The following is a 14,214-nucleotide window of genomic DNA, read 5'->3' as shown; positions in this document are numbered from 1 at the left end:
GAGGGTGTCACATGGCCGCTTTGGACCAGACCCAGGTAAAAGAAGGTGTCGATCAGGAAACCGTGGATGCGGTACGCGAGGTTGGCACTTATAAATACGGCTGGGAAACCGAGATCGAGATGGAGTATGCGCCCAAGGGCGTGAACCCGGATATTGTCCGGCTGATCTCAAGCAAAAATGACGAACCCGAATGGATGACCGAATGGCGTCTTGCCGCGTTTGATCGCTGGACCAAGATGGAAGAGCCCAAATGGGCGATGGTCAGCTATCCCGAAATCGATTTTCAGGATCAGTACTATTACGCGCGTCCGAAATCGATGGAAGAAAAGCCCAAGTCTCTGGATGAGGTTGATCCTAAGCTGCTGGCGACATATGAAAAGCTGGGTATCCCGCTGAAAGAACAGATGATTCTGGCAGGCGTTGAGGGGGCCGAGGATGCGCCCGCTGAGGGCCGTAAGGTTGCCGTGGACGCTGTGTTCGACTCGGTCTCGGTTGGCACAACGTTCCAAGAAGAGTTGAAGAAGGCGGGTGTGATCTTTTGCTCGATCTCCGAGGCGATCAAAGAGCACCCGGAGCTGGTGAAGAAGTATCTGGGCACCGTGGTACCGCAGTCGGACAATTTCTATGCGACGCTGAACTCAGCCGTCTTCTCGGACGGGTCTTTTGTTTACGTCCCGCCCGGCGTCCGCTGCCCCATGGAACTGAGCACCTATTTCCGCATCAATGCCGAAAACACCGGTCAGTTCGAACGGACCCTGATCATCGCCGACAAGGGGTCTTACGTTTCTTATCTTGAGGGCTGCACCGCGCCGCAACGCGATACCGCGCAGCTGCACGCGGCCGTGGTCGAGATCATCATCGAAGAAGATGCCGAGGTGAAATACTCGACCGTTCAGAACTGGTTCCCCGGTGACGAGAACGGCAAGGGTGGTATCTATAACTTCGTGACCAAGCGCGCCGATTGTCGGGGCGATCGGTCCAAAGTGATGTGGACGCAGGTCGAGACCGGATCGGCTGTGACATGGAAGTACCCCTCCTGCATCCTGCGCGGGGATGACAGTCAGGGCGAGTTCTATTCGATCGCGATTGCCAACAACTATCAGCAGGCCGATACCGGCACAAAGATGGTGCATCTGGGCAAGAACACCAAGTCGCGGATCGTGTCGAAAGGGATCAGCGCGGGCAAGGCACAGAACACCTATCGCGGCCTTGTTTCCATGCACCCCAAGGCGAAGGACAGCCGGAACTATACCCAGTGTGACAGCCTGTTGATCGGCGACAAATGCGGCGCGCATACGGTGCCGTATATCGAGGTCAGGAACAATTCGTCACGTGTGGAGCACGAGGCGACGACGTCCAAGGTCGACGACGATCAGCTGTTCTATTGCCGCCAGCGCGGCATGGATGAAGAAGAGGCCGTGGCGCTGGTCGTGAACGGGTTCTGCAAGGATGTGTTGCAGGCCCTGCCGATGGAGTTCGCCATGGAAGCGCAGCAGCTTGTGGCCATTTCGCTGGAAGGCTCGGTCGGCTGATGGCGCGTTCGCCTCGCAGCGGTATCCAGAAGGATGATGTGCTGACCTGGCTTGGCTATGCCCTGCCGGTTCTGGGCGGATTGCTGGGCGTGGCTTATGTCAACATCAACTATTTCGAATTCATCAACCCGGTCTGGGCAATAGGTGGTGGGGCAATCCTGGGTTGGATTGCAGCGCGCCTGATCCGCAAGGCGCTGGGATAAAGGTTATCTGGGGCCACCGGCCCGTTGCGATACGCAAAAGGACAAAGAAATGCTGGAAATCAAGAACCTGCACGTGAAGCTTGAGGAAGAAGATAAGCAGATCCTCAAGGGTGTCGATCTGACCGTGGATGCCGGGAAGGTACACGCGATCATGGGTCCGAATGGTTCGGGCAAGTCGACGCTCAGCTATGTGCTGTCGGGGCGTGATGGCTATGAGGTGACCGACGGGTCAGCCACGCTGGATGGCGAGGACCTGCTTGAGATGGAGCCCGAAGAGCGCGCCGCAGCAGGTGTGTTTCTTGCGTTCCAATACCCCGTGGAAATCCCCGGTGTGGGCAACATGACCTTCCTGCGGACTGCTGTAAACGCTCAGCGCAAGGCGCGCGGGCAAGAGGAACTGTCGGCCACCGATTTCCTGAAAGAGGTGCGCGCCAAGGCCAAGGCTTTGAAGATCGACGCCGATATGTTGAAGCGTCCGGTCAATGTTGGTTTCTCGGGTGGTGAGAAAAAACGAAACGAAATCCTGCAGATGGCAATGCTTGAGCCTAAGATGTGCATCCTTGACGAGACCGACTCGGGTCTTGATGTGGATGCAATGAAACTAGTGGCTGAAGGTGTGAACGCTCTGCGGGACGAAGGGCGCGGGTTTCTCGTGATCACGCACTATCAGCGCCTGCTGGATCATATCAAACCGGACGTGGTCCACATCATGGCGGACGGCCGCATCGTCAAATCCGGCGGGCCCGAGCTGGCGCTGGAAGTGGAACATAACGGCTATGCCGACATTCTGGCCGAGGTGAACTGATGGCGTTGCCCCAAGCAAAACAAACCGCGACCGAGGAGCGGCTGGCCGCCCTGACGATGCCGGACGCGGGCTGCACCCGTAAGGCGCGCGAGGCCGCTTTGGCCCGGGTGCGCGAGATGGGCTTGCCCGGTCGTCGCGACGAATACTGGAAATACACCCGTCCGGACACGCTGATTTCGGCCGAAGCCCCGGCGGCGGCTTTGTTCGAGACCGATGAACCGATGATGTTCCACGAATTTGATCGTCTGAAGATCGTGTTCATCGACGGGGTTTTCAGCCCAGAAGAGTCCGACGACCTCTCGATGGAAGGCGTGTCGATTGATCGGCTCGAAGACATCTGCTGCAAAGATATTCACTGGGGTAAGGAGTTATACGGCGTTCTGGAAGCCCGCGGTCAGGTCCCGGTGCAGCGTCCGCTGGCGGCGTTGAATACGGCTTTCGCCTCGGACGGGGTTGCGATTCATGTGACCGGGAAACCGTCCAAGCCGATCAGCCTGATCTATCGCCATGCGTCCGAGACCTCGGACGCGATCCTGCACCACATCGTTCGTGTGGAAAGTGGTGCCGAGGTGACGATCCTTGAAAATGGCCCCGCCGCCTCGCGTTTTAACAAATGCATGGAAATCGATATCGCCGATGGCGGTACCCTGCATCATGTCCGCGCGCAGGGGCGTGATCACCAGCGCCGTGCGGCAACGCATATGTTCACCCGCATGGGTGAAGAGTCGGTTTATAAATCGTTTACCCTGACGGTAAATGGCGTACTGACCCGCAATGAGCAGGTTGTCGAACTGACCGGGGACAACGCGGTTGCCCATGTTGCCGGTGCCTGTGTCGGCGACGGTGACTTCCATCACGACGACACGGTTTTTGTGACCCATGACGCGGTGAATTGCGAAAGCCGTCAGGTGTTCAAAAAGGTGCTGCGCAACGGCGCAACAGGCGTGTTTCAAGGTAAGATCCTTGTCAAGGAAGGCGCTCAGAAAACCGATGGCTATCAGATCAGTCAGTCGTTGCTGCTGGACGATGACAGCCAGTTCCTGGCGAAGCCCGAACTTGAGATCTACGCCGATGATGTGGCCTGCTCGCACGGCTCGACCTCTGGCGCGATCGACGAGACGGCGCTGTTCTACCTGCGCTCTCGCGGTGTTCCGGTAAAGGATGCGACGAACATGCTAACGCTCGCCTTCCTTGCCGAAGCGGTACAGGAAATCGAGGATGACGCACTGGCCGAGGTCATTGTGTCCCGTCTGCAAGATTGGCTGGCACGCCGCAACTGATGCCTGTCACAACGGATATCGTGGCCACGTATCGCGGACCGGGGCGCGTTGTGCGCCGCCTGATGGATATGGGGCCACGCGAAGATCGCGCCTTGGCGTTTGTCATGGCCTTCTGCGTGATCGGCTTTATCGCGCAACTGCCCAGCCTTGCGCGGCAGGCCCATTTGGACGGGTCCGAGCTGAACATGCTGATGGGTGGTGCGCTGCTGGGCTCGGTCTTTATCCTGCCGTTGCTTTTCTACGGTCTGGCTTGGATCTCGCATCTGGCCGCAAGGGCATTTGGGGGCAGGGGCACCGGCTATGGCGCGCGGCTGGCGTTGTTTTGGGCGCTGCTGGCCTCGGCCCCGCTGGTCTTGCTGAATGGTCTGGTCGCCGGTTTCATCGGCCCGGGGGGCGCGCAAACGCTGGTCGGGCTGTTATGGGTTGCGGTTTTCGTCTGGTTCTGGTTCTCGGGACTGAGGCAAACGCAAAGGGCGTCTGAATGAGCGCTGCCACCTTGATGAATATGGTCGTTCTGACCCTGTCAAACCCTGCCGAGGCCGCGCGTCGTCTGCTGGCGATGCGGTTGGGCGGCGATGTGCTGTGGCTGGCCTTTTTTCTGGCCGTTATCCTGAACGCATTGGTGCAATCTGCCTCGGGCTTTGTGCTGCCGCTGGTGTCACCCGAGGTCCAGCAAGTGGCCGAGCCGGTGTCGCGGACCCTGTTCGTCTCGGTCGGTGCCATCCTGATCAGCGTCGTCACCTTTCTGTTTGTCGGGCGGATGCTGGGTGGAACTGCTTCGCTTTTTGGGATCATGACCTTGGTGGTCTGGCTGCAAATTCTGCAGATCGTGGGGCAGGCGATCGTTCTGTTGGCCGTGTCAGTCGCACCGTTCCTGTTCCTGCCCGCCAGCCTCGTGATGCTGGGGCTAAGTCTCTATATCACCCTGCATTTCCTGAACGAGGCGCACCGGTTCGCCTCGCTCGGCAAGTCGTTTCTGGTGATGCTCATCTCGGGTGTTCTGGCCATCCCCTTTGTTCTTTGGTTGTCCCCCGGCGGACCTGTATAGGGAAACTCTGTCCATGTATGACGTGCAGAAAATCCGCGCTGACTTTCCGATCCTCTCGCGAGAAGTGAATGGCAAGCCGCTGACCTATCTGGACAATGGCGCCTCGGCGCAGAAGCCGCAGGTGGTGATTGATGCGGTCACGCGGGCTTATGCGCATGAATATTCAAATGTTCACAGGGGCTTGCATTATCTTTCTAATCTTGCGACTGAAAAGTACGAATCCGTCCGCGGCACCGTTGCGCGGTTTCTAGGCGTCGCGGATGAGGATGAGATCGTTCTGAACTCGGGCACGACCGAGGGGATCAATCTGGTCGCCTATGGCTGGGCCATGCCGCGTCTGCAAGCCGGGGACGAGATCCTCCTGAGCGTCATGGAGCATCACGCCAACATCGTGCCCTGGCATTTCCTGCGCGAACGGCACGGCGTTGTGCTGAAATGGGTCGATGTGGATGCGGCGGGCCATCTGGACCCGCAGGCGGTGATTGATGCGATCGGTCCGAAGACCAAGCTGGTTGCCGTCACCCATTGCTCGAACGTGCTGGGCACCGTGGTCGATGTAAAGGCGATCACGCAGGGGGCCCATGCCAAAGGCGTGCCGGTGCTGGTCGATGGCAGCCAGGGCGCGGTGCACATGCCGGTCAATGTGGCGGATATCGGCTGCGATTTCTACGCGATCACGGGACACAAGCTTTATGGCCCCTCGGGGTCAGGCGCGATCTATATCAAGTCCGACCGTATGGCCGAGATGCGGCCGTTCATCGGCGGCGGCGACATGATCAAGGAGGTCTCGAAGGATGAGGTGATCTATAACGATCCGCCGATGAAGTTCGAGGCCGGAACCCCCGGAATCGTCCAGACCATCGGGATGGGCGTGGCGCTGGACTATATGATGGATCTGGGCATGGAGAGCATCGCCGCCCACGAGGCGGGCTTGCGCGACTATGCCATGCAGCGCCTGACCGGGCTGAACTGGCTGCAGGTGCAAGGCACGACCGCCGACAAGGCCGCGATCTTCAGCTTCACGCTGGACGGGGCGGGGCACGCGCATGATGTCTCGACCATTCTGGACAAGAAAGGGGTGGCCGTGCGCGCCGGTCACCATTGCGCCGGGCCGCTGATGGATCACCTTGGCGTCACCGCCACCTGCCGCGCCAGCTTTGGGCTTTATAACACCACGGATGAGGTCGACACCCTGATCGATGCGCTGGAACTGGCGCATGATCTGTTTGCCTGATCCGGTCGTATTTGCAGTTGCACCCGGATCGGAACGAGGGTAGCTAACGGCCAAGGCACCTGTAGCTCAGCTGGATAGAGCGCTGCCCTCCGAAGGCAGAGGCCAGAGGTTCGAATCCTCTCAGGTGCGCCATTTCACTTTCGGCAGTTGAAAATCCCTCCAACACCTTGAAAGGGAAAGAAAAAATCGGGGTTCGAACACCCTGATTTCGGCTGTATCGAACAGGCTCCGAAAAGGCCAGTCGAAGCACCGTTTTTTGCCACTCAATCCGACCATTTTGCCAGATATTCCAAGGGCTTGATAGAAAGCGTAGCGCGAGTTCGAACGACTCCTCCAGAGTGTTCTTCGGCTTGCCGCCCATCGCCACCCGCTCTTCGAGTAGCGCCTTTTCACTTTCTAGCTTGCCGATGCGCTTCTCATAGGCAGCAATCACGCTGCCAACGCCCGATTCAACGATGCGGTCGAGCAGGGCTTCGATTTGTTTCTCAATCTTGTGGATATCTCGCTTGAGCGTCTTCGACGTGTCCGCAGCTTGCGCGAGACGCGTATCCCAGACGTCTTTGAACATCGCCTTAGCGAGCTTGAAGAGGCCTTCGGACGGCTCCAGGCGCTGGAGCAGTTCTTCGAAATCACCTTCGAGCTGATCGCGCTTGATCGACTTCCGATAGCTTTCGCAGTCCTTGGTCTTACAAAGATAATAGGGGTGCTTCTTACCCGTCTTGCTGGTTGACCAGCAGGCCGTCAGGGCTTCTCCGCAATCATCACACTGGATGAAACCACGCAGCGGGAAGTCCAGCGAGATGTCTTTGCGGGCTGGAGCTTTGGCTGTGCTCGTCAGCCGCTCCTGAATTTTCAGGTGGGTTTCATAAGAGATGAGTCCTTCATGTTGACCCTTTCGAACTGAGATGCCCCAATCAGTATGCTCGACATAGCCAGCATAAAGACATCGCGTTAGCATCTCATAGACACGCTGATTGCGAATCTCTTTGCCGTTTAGATCTTTCGGGAATGCAGGCTGGCGCTCAAGGAAGCGCTTCACTTCAACTTGCGTCTGGAAATGACCGCTGGCGTAGCCTTCTAGCGCTTCTTGCAAGATCGACGCATTGGGCTCATCACGCACCAAGATTTTGCCATGACCAGCGCTGGAGCGCTCATAGCGATATCCGATTGGTGCCTGAAAAGGCCAATAACCATTTTGAAGTCGTGCGCGCATGCGGTTTTTAGTTTGCTCCCCGTTCTTCTGTCGCTGGTGCTGGGAAACAGATGCCAGCAGATTTTCGACGAGAATTGAATCCGAGTCTTCTCCGAATTCAATCGATGGGCTTTCAAGGATTCCGCCTGCGGCACTGATGTCGGCACGGAGTTTAATATGTGCTTCGAGCCCGCGTGCCAATCGCGTGATGTCGTCGATGATCAGAACATGCGGAGTCTTCCGACGTTGGCGTAAAAACGATAGGGTTTCTTTCATGCCAGGGCGCATAGAGTATTTGCCCGACATATCGTCTTTGAAGACGGCAACGACTTCGTACCCTTTGTACTTGGCAAACTCGCGGCAGCGGGTCTCTTGCGAGTTCAGCCCATCACCGCGTGTGGTCTGCTTAGGATCGGACACACGACAGTAGATGACTGCCTTCGTGCCGATTCCAACATCCTTTTCTAGATGTACTTTCATATCGACTCCTAATCTCTGGCGGGTCGCGATTACGTATCATCGCTGGCGCGCTCGAATTCTTTGCTCAAAGTGTTTGCAGGCTTGGATTCATTAGAATCCTTGTTGCCTTGCACTTCAAGTGTCGCCCCGAGTTTTCCACAGGCTTCTTGGCCCAGTACCTCTTGGAGAGGATGAACGCCGAAGCCGAGGTCTACAAAGGAGACGATGATGCTCCAAAGCGCCTGAACGATCTCTTCTTTTTGAGCCTCGCTAAGCGATGGATCATCGAGGTAGGCCTGATACTTCGTTGTATCGATCCCAAGGCTGGGCTTGGCCGCTGAATTCAGCGTGAAGCGGAAACCCTGACTTTCATCGTTCTCGTTCATGGCTGCACCCTCCTTTCCGACTTCAAGCGTGCGTTGTCCCGCATCCGCAACATGCGGATGTTCATAATGTCCGTCACGTCCTTGAGGTGCCTCATGCCGAACAGCGGAGGCGGAAAGCGCAGCATCATTCGATACGCATTACTCTACTTTCATAATACCACCTTCGGTTGTTTCATGGCAAATTTGCGTGCCGTCACGGCAAGTGATCGTTTCAAGTTTCATGTTGTTTTCCTTTTTCTGGTTTCGGTTTTCAGACGTTCGGGCGATGGCCTTCGATGAAGCTCCACATCCCGTTTTGGTATTGCGGCAGATCAGTGAGTGACGAAGGAACGGCTTCCGTGATCACCTTGAGGGATCGCTTCAGTTTGAAGCGACCAGGCACTTTGACCACGCTAAGATCGCGGTCGAAGTACGGGTTCGGCGCGTAAAGGCCAGAATAGTGCGGCATGGCGAAGTACGGGCTTTTATCCGTGAGGAAGGGCGGAAGGCCGTAACCCGATGCCATCACCAGAGATTGCTTGTGACTCATCCCGAGGATTTCTTCGGGCGTCATGAGCGCGCGCGCCTGTTTGCGCTTGTGCCCGCGTTCATAATCCAGTGCCTTCATCGCAAGTCCTGTGCGAATGGCACCGCCCTTGTTCCCAAAGAGCGCATCATGCATCGCTACGCGCATCTCGCGTTGCGCGCGGTGCTGGGTGAGATGATCGTCCAGCTCCAGCGTCTGGTTGCCGAGCTTGGCGCTTAAGTGCCGTGCGGTTTCCAAATCCGAGATGCCGCCGCCGAGATGGACTTCGATATCTGCGCTGGCCGAGAGCGTCATCGCCCCCGTTGGCCCGAGGTTGTTTCGGATTTGTCCGATGTCCTGATAGACGCACACGGGACAAAGACCGAAGCCGCGCCCAATCGAGTAGAATTCGGCAATCTCGGGGAAGCGCCCGAGCTGGGCGGCTTCATCAATCACCAGATTGAGCGTCGGCGCATCGGGATGCAGTTGCTTGAGCGTTCGAAGCGTCGAGAAGAACTGGCGGATGACGGCAGCATTCTGTTCCGTCATCTCCGGGGGCATGACAAAGAAAACGAAGACGGGATCGCTGGTCTTCTCGCAGAGAACATCCAGCGTGAAGTCTGCCTCGCCTGTTCGAACGAGCGCGGCTTGCAGACGCGGATCATTCATGAAGGCCAGTGCGTTACTGATGCCGCCCATGACCGAGTCAAAGGTGCGGCGGCTCTCGGCTGCCATATCCAGCATCTCATCGAAAGTGATGCGAAGATCGCCTTCACCCAGAGCGCTCATCACCTCAGCCGTCTCTTCCCAGGCATCGGGGTACGAGCGCACCATGCCGATCAGCTCATAAAGTGAAGTCGGGGATACGCCGCCATCCAGATGCACAAGGCCGCGCATCAGGGCATCCAGCCAGTTCTGTCCCTTTTGATCGAAGAAGGCCGAGTCGCCCCCGCCGCTTTCGGGCAGGAAGGTTCGCGCTGCACGGCGGCAATCTGCAACCAGTCGCGGGCTATCGGGCGTAAGGTGACTCAGAAGCGAAAGCCGATTACCTTGAACGCCATGCGTGAGGTACGGGTTGATCTCGTACACGCGCGCTTTCACTTGCGCAAAATACGGTTCCATCACCGCGCGCAACTCGCGCTTGGGATCGAAGATCGCATGGCGCGCGGGCTCGCCGCTTCGACCGGGCGCATCCATGAGATGCGAAAGGACAGAGGTGAATTTGCCCGAGCCAGCGCCGCCGATCAGCAGCATGCCAGCATTTTTCGCGTGGAAAAGCTTGCGCCCATTGTGGAACCCAAAGGGTACACCGCCCTTGGCTTTGAAGGCGCGGCTGATTTCGAGGCCTTGCGCGAAACGCGCCGAGCCATAGGGATATTGTTCCTCAAATCGCATGAGGGTCTCCTTTCATTTTGAGTTTTGGGTTGGGGTGGGATGACGGCTTTTAGAGAGCCGCCATCCTGTTGGTCGGATCAACCACCGATGAAGACACCGATGATTGCCATGATGATGATAAATCCGGCGAGTCCTTCGAGGAATTCCTTCACCTTGTCACCGAAGGATTTAACCTTCTGGCGGTGAACAATTTTTCCGACTTCGCGTTCAATGATCTTAGGCATTTGGTTTCCTTTCATGTTTCGTTTCAGTTTTGATGTCCGGCCACGTCATTGCGGCCAGCCAGATTGGTTCTCAGATGAGTCTGTACGAAATGTAGACTCCGGCTACAGTCAGCCCTGCGGTGATCCCAGCACGCGCTGCAAAGAACGTGAGAGGCCAGCAGAGCAGCATGTAACAGACAATGATGAAGTCGACCGTTTCTGGTCCGTAACTCCGCCTACAAAGCTGCCAGACATAGGGTGCTGTGAACTCGTAGAACGGTGGACTAACGACAATTGACACCATTGCTGCTGCGCATGTCGCAAAGCCTCCTTTCATGTCTTGGCCTGGGCCTCGGCCTCCTTGGCCAGGGTGGTAAGGTGGTTGATACATTCTCGTGTCTTCCTTTCTGTCTATTATGCGGTCGAGGCCGCAGTTCGCCGTTCACTGAAAGCGGTGCTTTCAGCGTGGCTTTGGTTGTCGTCGTTGGGCTATGTGTTTGGTGCCCCGTTTGCCCGTTCGGGCGGCGTGCCCTTTGTGGCGGCACAAGTAGATTTGTAGGCTGTGCGCCATGGGGCTGTAAATCTGGGCACGGAAGCAGAACCATGAAGCGCCCGTCTGTAAGCAATTAATAATATGACAAAAAAACGGAAATATCAGAGACAAAAACAGGCCGTGAAATCGCGCCCACGCAACAGATATGTCGTCGGGGCAAAGCTCTCCGAATATCGGTTTTTGAAGATTTTGAAGGGATTCGCCGAGGCCAAATCCGTCAAGGATTTGAACGCTGAATCGGGGATTTCAGAGAAGACTATTCGCGATACCTATTGGGAGCTTCGGAGGAAGCTTTACGCTGCTGTTCACACCAACAAAGCAAGCTTCAACAATGCTGGCCGCTATCTATTTCCATTTGGGAAGATCGAACGCCCGGGCACATTGCTTATGGAAGCCGTAGCGGACAGCGGCGCTTTCGCCGACTTGATAGACCGCCAATACCCAGGCAACCGACCACCCACCGACAAACAAGTTGGCCTGTTAGTCTTCGAGATGGGGATACGGGTCTTGTGTAAATCACCAAGCATGAGGCGCAAGCTGGCCGAGGCTTCAGCGCCCGTAGTTCAGTGCCAACGCGAACTGGAGAGCCTGACAGCCGAAATCGAACGGGTTCAAACCGAGCCGGCCAACAGATGGACGGCGGGCTATCTCATGATCGAACTGGAACACAAGCTCATAGAGCTTGATTTGCTCAAGTTGCAGCAAAACCTTGAAGCCATCACGGCAGACCATCGCGTTTCGATTGATCCCAGCCACATGATATTCACACAACTGCGCAGCTTTTTGGCGAAGAACCCGATTCAGTTTTCCTCTTCATCTTGATCATTGAAGAGGGCCGCTGCATCGCGCGCACCATGTACAACATGAACGATGATTAGCTCGGTATTGGTGAAGGTATAATAAATCGCGTAGTTACGGTGAAAGTGAACGCGAAGGCCAGCGGCCAAATCTGCGCGGGAAGGGCCGATTTCTGGGTGATGGAGCAGAGGTTCAAAGTGCTGGGCGATCTGGTTGACGAAAGATGTTGCCGCCTGCGGTGACTCTTGCGCGATATAGGCCCAAATCTCGGACAGGTCGGTTTCGGCTTTGGCCGTTATTCTGAGCTTGAGCGGGCGGATAGAATGGCCTCCCCTTTGACAATTAGCCGCTGTGCATCAAAGTCGGATACACGTCCCGTCCTAATGTCATCCAGACCCGCCTTAATGCCAGCCTCCAGCATCTGCCGTTCGGCAGCGCGGCGTTCTTCTTCATCCTCTAAAAGACGCAAGCCAGCACGGACAACCTCCGAGACGCCGTGGTAACGTCCGCTCGAAACCAGAGCCCGGACAAATTCCTGCTGGTGCTCTGTCAATGATATGCTGGGGTTGCGTGCCATATCGGTCTCCTTTTAACCATTGTAGCATATAATGCGACAACACTGCAAACGCAGTGGAGCGATTAACCAAAACTTAACGCTCGCAAGCGTATAATATCATTGTGAATTTTGGAAATGACGAAGAGATATTGAACCTAACCCAGCGCTTTGCCAAGCATGCGCGCGACTTTGACGATCTACAGCATGAAATCGCAGGCCGCGATGTTGGCCGAATGGGACGCTTCTTGCCAGACGGCGCTCAGAGCGCCACATCCTCTGGCAAGTCCAATGATAAACGCGCCGAAGTGCTGACGCGCTTGCAAGCCGTGCTTTTGAGTAATCCAGCCTATGCGCAGGCTTTTCACGAAACCGAACGCGCACTCAACGACGCACAAAGCCAATTGGATACTCTCCTAGAGCGCGTACAACGGGAGATAGAAGCCAATGATCTGGCTTTGGTGGGCATTCGGGAACGTGCGGCGCGTCTGGAGGACGGCACTCGCGTCTACAAGGATCAGCACGGGCGTATCCGCTCTGAAGATGGCGATGAAATCAATGATGCCATGGCCGCAGGCATTCTGTGGATAGGCAATGAGCCTAGCTTTGAAGACATGAAAGATGCCCGCGAGCGCGGCGAGCGTTTGAAGGGTATCGAGCATGATATTCAGATCGGCCAAGGCCGCATCGGTGAAATGCAAGCGGACATGAAGGATGAGAGTACGGTCGAAACAACCGAAGAATTGGATGGCTTCCGAAAGCAGGCCGACGAGATTGTACAAGATGCGGAAGAGCGATTAGAAACCGAGTTGTCGGCGCGATTGGGTGAAGAACAATCTAAGCCATCTACTGTTTCGCAGGCGAGCGTACCGACGCTAGACTTCTAGAAGTTCCCACATTCTTTCTCAATCACAGCAAGGATTACCGCTTGCGGATGATGGTCTGGCAGCGCTCGCATTACTTCCTGAATACGGGCTGCCCGTTGTTCAGCGCCCGCGACAGGTCCCCCAAACCACGAATCGATACAGTCAGCGATCCCCTCACGCCCTTCCACCTGAGTTGCAACGATTCCGATCATCGTCACCGAGTTCTGAAAGAAATTCCTCTGGCTTTCTTCTCCCCATTCCAGCACATCCGCGCTTGTAAATCCTTCCGCCGCACAAAGCTGTGGAGAAGAAGCGAAAACGGCAACAAAAGTATGTAACAACAACGATTTAGCGGTGATCATAATCGAAGGATTTTGAACACTGACTCTTTCCGGAGGATTATGAAAGAGCTATATTTCACACACGCTGGAATCCGGCGTTTTCAAGAGACCTATGCGGACGCTTTGTCGTCGCGCGGCTCCTGTTCAGAAAGGTTCATTTTTGAGCAGGGGGCGGTATGAGCATCTGGCCAAGCATAAGCGCGCCTGGGCGGCGGATCGGTTACGCCCGTGTCTCGACCAAAGACCAGAAGCTCCGCATGCAGCGCGACGCTCTCAATTCTGTTGCTTGCGATATGATTTTCGAAGACCACGGTGTCTCTGGCACCAAAGCCAGTCGCGCCGGGTTGGATGCGATGCTGGAGGAACTAAAAGCTGGTGATACAGTGATCGTCTTCAAGCTGGATCGGCTGGGACGTTCTGTTCTGCATCTGGCCGACCTTCTGGTCTGGTTCCAGAAGAAAGGTGTTCATTTTTGTTCGATCAGCGAGGGAATCAACACGACAACGCCCGGCGGCAAGCTGGTGTTTCACTTGTTCAGCGCGTTCGCTGAATTCCAGCGCGACATTATCGCAGAAAACACCCGAACGGGCCTGAACGCCGCCCGCAAACGCGGTGCAAAGCTGGGCAGACCAATAGCTGTAGACGTAAACACCATTCTGGAAGCTCAACAAATGATTGAGCATGATGGATTAAGCGTTTCTGAAACGGCACGCAGGCTTGGTGTATCCAGGGCCACACTGTCACGGCGACTGCACGCCGAGGCAGATGAAATGGTGTGATGCTTGAAGGCGAGGTAAAAACGCGCAAACTGCGCCTCTAGCTGTAGCGGATAGCAATACTTGCGAACGGTATGCAAGCTGA

Annotated in this window: 17 protein-coding genes, 1 tRNA gene and 1 pseudogene; 12 read left to right on the top strand and 7 right to left on the bottom strand. The window is 56.2% G+C overall.

Annotation, left to right across the window (positions count from 1 at the left end; genetic code table 11):
• The first annotated feature begins 11 nt into the window (after nucleotides 1-11).
• The 9 genes from sufB (at nucleotide 12) to ACR1XV_RS04825 (ending at nucleotide 6,832) form a co-directional block, all read left to right on the top strand.
• On the top strand, nucleotides 12-1,532 hold the full coding sequence (sufB, locus tag ACR1XV_RS04865) for a Fe-S cluster assembly protein SufB (RefSeq protein ID WP_480529224.1): 1,521 nt from the start codon (nucleotides 12-14) through the stop codon (nucleotides 1,530-1,532).
• Nucleotides 1,532-1,735 carry a hypothetical protein gene (locus ACR1XV_RS04860; protein ID WP_480529223.1) on the top strand — a complete coding sequence of 68 codons (204 nt, stop codon included), beginning with the start codon at nucleotides 1,532-1,534 and terminating at the stop codon, nucleotides 1,733-1,735. Before sufB ends, ACR1XV_RS04860 begins: the two co-directional genes overlap by 1 nt.
• 49 nt (nucleotides 1,736-1,784) lie before the next feature.
• On the top strand, nucleotides 1,785-2,540 hold the full coding sequence (gene sufC, locus ACR1XV_RS04855; RefSeq protein WP_480529222.1) for a Fe-S cluster assembly ATPase SufC: 756 nt from the start codon (nucleotides 1,785-1,787) through the stop codon (nucleotides 2,538-2,540).
• Nucleotides 2,540-3,820 (top strand): Fe-S cluster assembly protein SufD, encoded by a 1,281-nt coding sequence (gene sufD / locus ACR1XV_RS04850; RefSeq protein WP_480529221.1) that lies wholly within the window; start codon nucleotides 2,540-2,542, stop codon nucleotides 3,818-3,820. The genes sufC and sufD overlap by 1 nt, the downstream gene beginning before the upstream one ends.
• Nucleotides 3,820-4,305, top strand: coding sequence for a YIP1 family protein (locus tag ACR1XV_RS04845; protein ID WP_480529220.1), 486 nt, complete (start codon nucleotides 3,820-3,822; stop codon nucleotides 4,303-4,305). The genes sufD and ACR1XV_RS04845 overlap by 1 nt, the downstream gene beginning before the upstream one ends.
• Nucleotides 4,302-4,868 (top strand): Yip1 family protein, encoded by a 567-nt coding sequence (locus tag ACR1XV_RS04840; protein WP_480529219.1) that lies wholly within the window; start codon nucleotides 4,302-4,304, stop codon nucleotides 4,866-4,868. Before ACR1XV_RS04845 ends, ACR1XV_RS04840 begins: the two co-directional genes overlap by 4 nt.
• Before the next feature lie 13 nt (nucleotides 4,869-4,881).
• Complete coding sequence (locus ACR1XV_RS04835) at nucleotides 4,882-6,102, top strand: cysteine desulfurase (protein ID WP_480529217.1); 1,221 nt, start codon at nucleotides 4,882-4,884, stop codon at nucleotides 6,100-6,102.
• Between the two features lie 55 nt (nucleotides 6,103-6,157).
• Nucleotides 6,158-6,234 (top strand) — tRNA-Arg (locus tag ACR1XV_RS04830).
• Between the two features lie 346 nt (nucleotides 6,235-6,580).
• Nucleotides 6,581-6,832, top strand: a complete 252-nt coding sequence (locus ACR1XV_RS04825; RefSeq protein ID WP_480529215.1) for a hypothetical protein — start codon at nucleotides 6,581-6,583, stop codon at nucleotides 6,830-6,832.
• On the opposite strand, the pseudogene ACR1XV_RS04820 reads toward ACR1XV_RS04825, so the two are convergent.
• From ACR1XV_RS04820 to ACR1XV_RS04805, 4 genes and pseudogenes are all read right to left on the bottom strand, one after another.
• Nucleotides 6,776-7,774 (bottom strand): annotated as a pseudogene (locus ACR1XV_RS04820) (recombinase family protein); the annotation flags it as partial. The gene ACR1XV_RS04825 and the pseudogene ACR1XV_RS04820 sit on opposite strands and share 57 nt — an antisense overlap.
• Nucleotides 7,775-7,803: 29 nt before the next feature.
• Nucleotides 7,804-8,139 carry a hypothetical protein gene (locus tag ACR1XV_RS04815; protein ID WP_480529214.1) on the bottom strand — a complete coding sequence of 112 codons (336 nt, stop codon included), beginning with the start codon at nucleotides 8,137-8,139 and terminating at the stop codon, nucleotides 7,804-7,806.
• A 250-nt stretch (nucleotides 8,140-8,389) separates the two neighbouring features.
• Nucleotides 8,390-10,039, bottom strand: a complete 1,650-nt coding sequence (locus tag ACR1XV_RS04810; protein WP_480529213.1) for a type IV secretory system conjugative DNA transfer family protein — start codon at nucleotides 10,037-10,039, stop codon at nucleotides 8,390-8,392.
• Between the two features lie 77 nt (nucleotides 10,040-10,116).
• Nucleotides 10,117-10,263: a hypothetical protein gene (locus tag ACR1XV_RS04805; protein ID WP_480529212.1), complete on the bottom strand. Its 147-nt coding sequence runs from the start codon at nucleotides 10,261-10,263 to the stop codon at nucleotides 10,117-10,119.
• A gap of 613 nt (nucleotides 10,264-10,876) precedes the next feature.
• Here ACR1XV_RS04805 and ACR1XV_RS04800 point away from each other — a divergent pair.
• The gene (locus tag ACR1XV_RS04800; RefSeq protein WP_480529210.1) at nucleotides 10,877-11,617 is read left to right on the top strand and encodes a hypothetical protein; all 741 of its coding nucleotides are present in this window, start codon (nucleotides 10,877-10,879) and stop codon (nucleotides 11,615-11,617) included.
• On the opposite strand, the gene ACR1XV_RS04795 is transcribed toward ACR1XV_RS04800, so the two are convergent.
• Nucleotides 11,596-11,847: a type II toxin-antitoxin system RelE/ParE family toxin gene (locus ACR1XV_RS04795; protein ID WP_480529296.1), complete on the bottom strand. Its 252-nt coding sequence runs from the start codon at nucleotides 11,845-11,847 to the stop codon at nucleotides 11,596-11,598. The two genes, ACR1XV_RS04800 and ACR1XV_RS04795, sit on opposite strands and share 22 nt — an antisense overlap.
• Nucleotides 11,848-11,888: 41 nt before the next feature.
• Nucleotides 11,889-12,170 (bottom strand): type II toxin-antitoxin system ParD family antitoxin, encoded by a 282-nt coding sequence (locus ACR1XV_RS04790; protein WP_480529209.1) that lies wholly within the window; start codon nucleotides 12,168-12,170, stop codon nucleotides 11,889-11,891.
• A gap of 101 nt (nucleotides 12,171-12,271) precedes the next feature.
• Between ACR1XV_RS04790 and ACR1XV_RS04785 the strand changes: the two genes are divergently transcribed.
• The gene (locus tag ACR1XV_RS04785) at nucleotides 12,272-13,033 is read left to right on the top strand and encodes a hypothetical protein (protein ID WP_480529208.1); all 762 of its coding nucleotides are present in this window, start codon (nucleotides 12,272-12,274) and stop codon (nucleotides 13,031-13,033) included.
• Here ACR1XV_RS04785 and ACR1XV_RS04780 read toward each other — a convergent pair.
• Nucleotides 13,030-13,374: a hypothetical protein gene (locus tag ACR1XV_RS04780; RefSeq protein ID WP_480529207.1), complete on the bottom strand. Its 345-nt coding sequence runs from the start codon at nucleotides 13,372-13,374 to the stop codon at nucleotides 13,030-13,032. The two genes, ACR1XV_RS04785 and ACR1XV_RS04780, sit on opposite strands and share 4 nt — an antisense overlap.
• Before the next feature lie 155 nt (nucleotides 13,375-13,529).
• On the opposite strand from ACR1XV_RS04780, the gene ACR1XV_RS04775 reads away from it, so the two are divergent.
• Complete coding sequence (locus ACR1XV_RS04775) at nucleotides 13,530-14,132, top strand: recombinase family protein (protein ID WP_480529206.1); 603 nt, start codon at nucleotides 13,530-13,532, stop codon at nucleotides 14,130-14,132.
• Nucleotides 14,133-14,214: the final 82 nt, after the last annotated feature.

The sequence above is a fragment of the Ruegeria sp. AD2(2025) genome, from assembly GCF_056542385.1.
The sequence above is the reverse complement of the archived record's forward strand: the minus strand, read 5'-3'. Positions and strand labels throughout refer to the sequence as shown.

Coding starts and splice junctions, on each gene's coding strand:
- sufB (WP_480529224.1), top strand. CDS start 12: ATGGCCGCTTTGGACCAGACCCAGGTAAAAGAAGGTGTCGATCAGGAA.
- ACR1XV_RS04860 (WP_480529223.1), top strand. CDS start 1,532: ATGGCGCGTTCGCCTCGCAGCGGTATCCAGAAGGATGATGTGCTGACC.
- sufC (WP_480529222.1), top strand. CDS start 1,785: ATGCTGGAAATCAAGAACCTGCACGTGAAGCTTGAGGAAGAAGATAAG.
- sufD (WP_480529221.1), top strand. CDS start 2,540: ATGGCGTTGCCCCAAGCAAAACAAACCGCGACCGAGGAGCGGCTGGCC.
- ACR1XV_RS04845 (WP_480529220.1), top strand. CDS start 3,820: ATGCCTGTCACAACGGATATCGTGGCCACGTATCGCGGACCGGGGCGC.
- ACR1XV_RS04840 (WP_480529219.1), top strand. CDS start 4,302: ATGAGCGCTGCCACCTTGATGAATATGGTCGTTCTGACCCTGTCAAAC.
- ACR1XV_RS04835 (WP_480529217.1), top strand. CDS start 4,882: ATGTATGACGTGCAGAAAATCCGCGCTGACTTTCCGATCCTCTCGCGA.
- ACR1XV_RS04815 (WP_480529214.1), bottom strand. CDS start 8,139: ATGAACGAGAACGATGAAAGTCAGGGTTTCCGCTTCACGCTGAATTCA.
- ACR1XV_RS04810 (WP_480529213.1), bottom strand. CDS start 10,039: ATGCGATTTGAGGAACAATATCCCTATGGCTCGGCGCGTTTCGCGCAA.
- ACR1XV_RS04805 (WP_480529212.1), bottom strand. CDS start 10,263: ATGCCTAAGATCATTGAACGCGAAGTCGGAAAAATTGTTCACCGCCAG.
- ACR1XV_RS04800 (WP_480529210.1), top strand. CDS start 10,877: ATGACAAAAAAACGGAAATATCAGAGACAAAAACAGGCCGTGAAATCG.
- ACR1XV_RS04790 (WP_480529209.1), bottom strand. CDS start 12,170: ATGGCACGCAACCCCAGCATATCATTGACAGAGCACCAGCAGGAATTT.
- ACR1XV_RS04780 (WP_480529207.1), bottom strand. CDS start 13,374: ATGATCACCGCTAAATCGTTGTTGTTACATACTTTTGTTGCCGTTTTC.
- ACR1XV_RS04775 (WP_480529206.1), top strand. CDS start 13,530: ATGAGCATCTGGCCAAGCATAAGCGCGCCTGGGCGGCGGATCGGTTAC.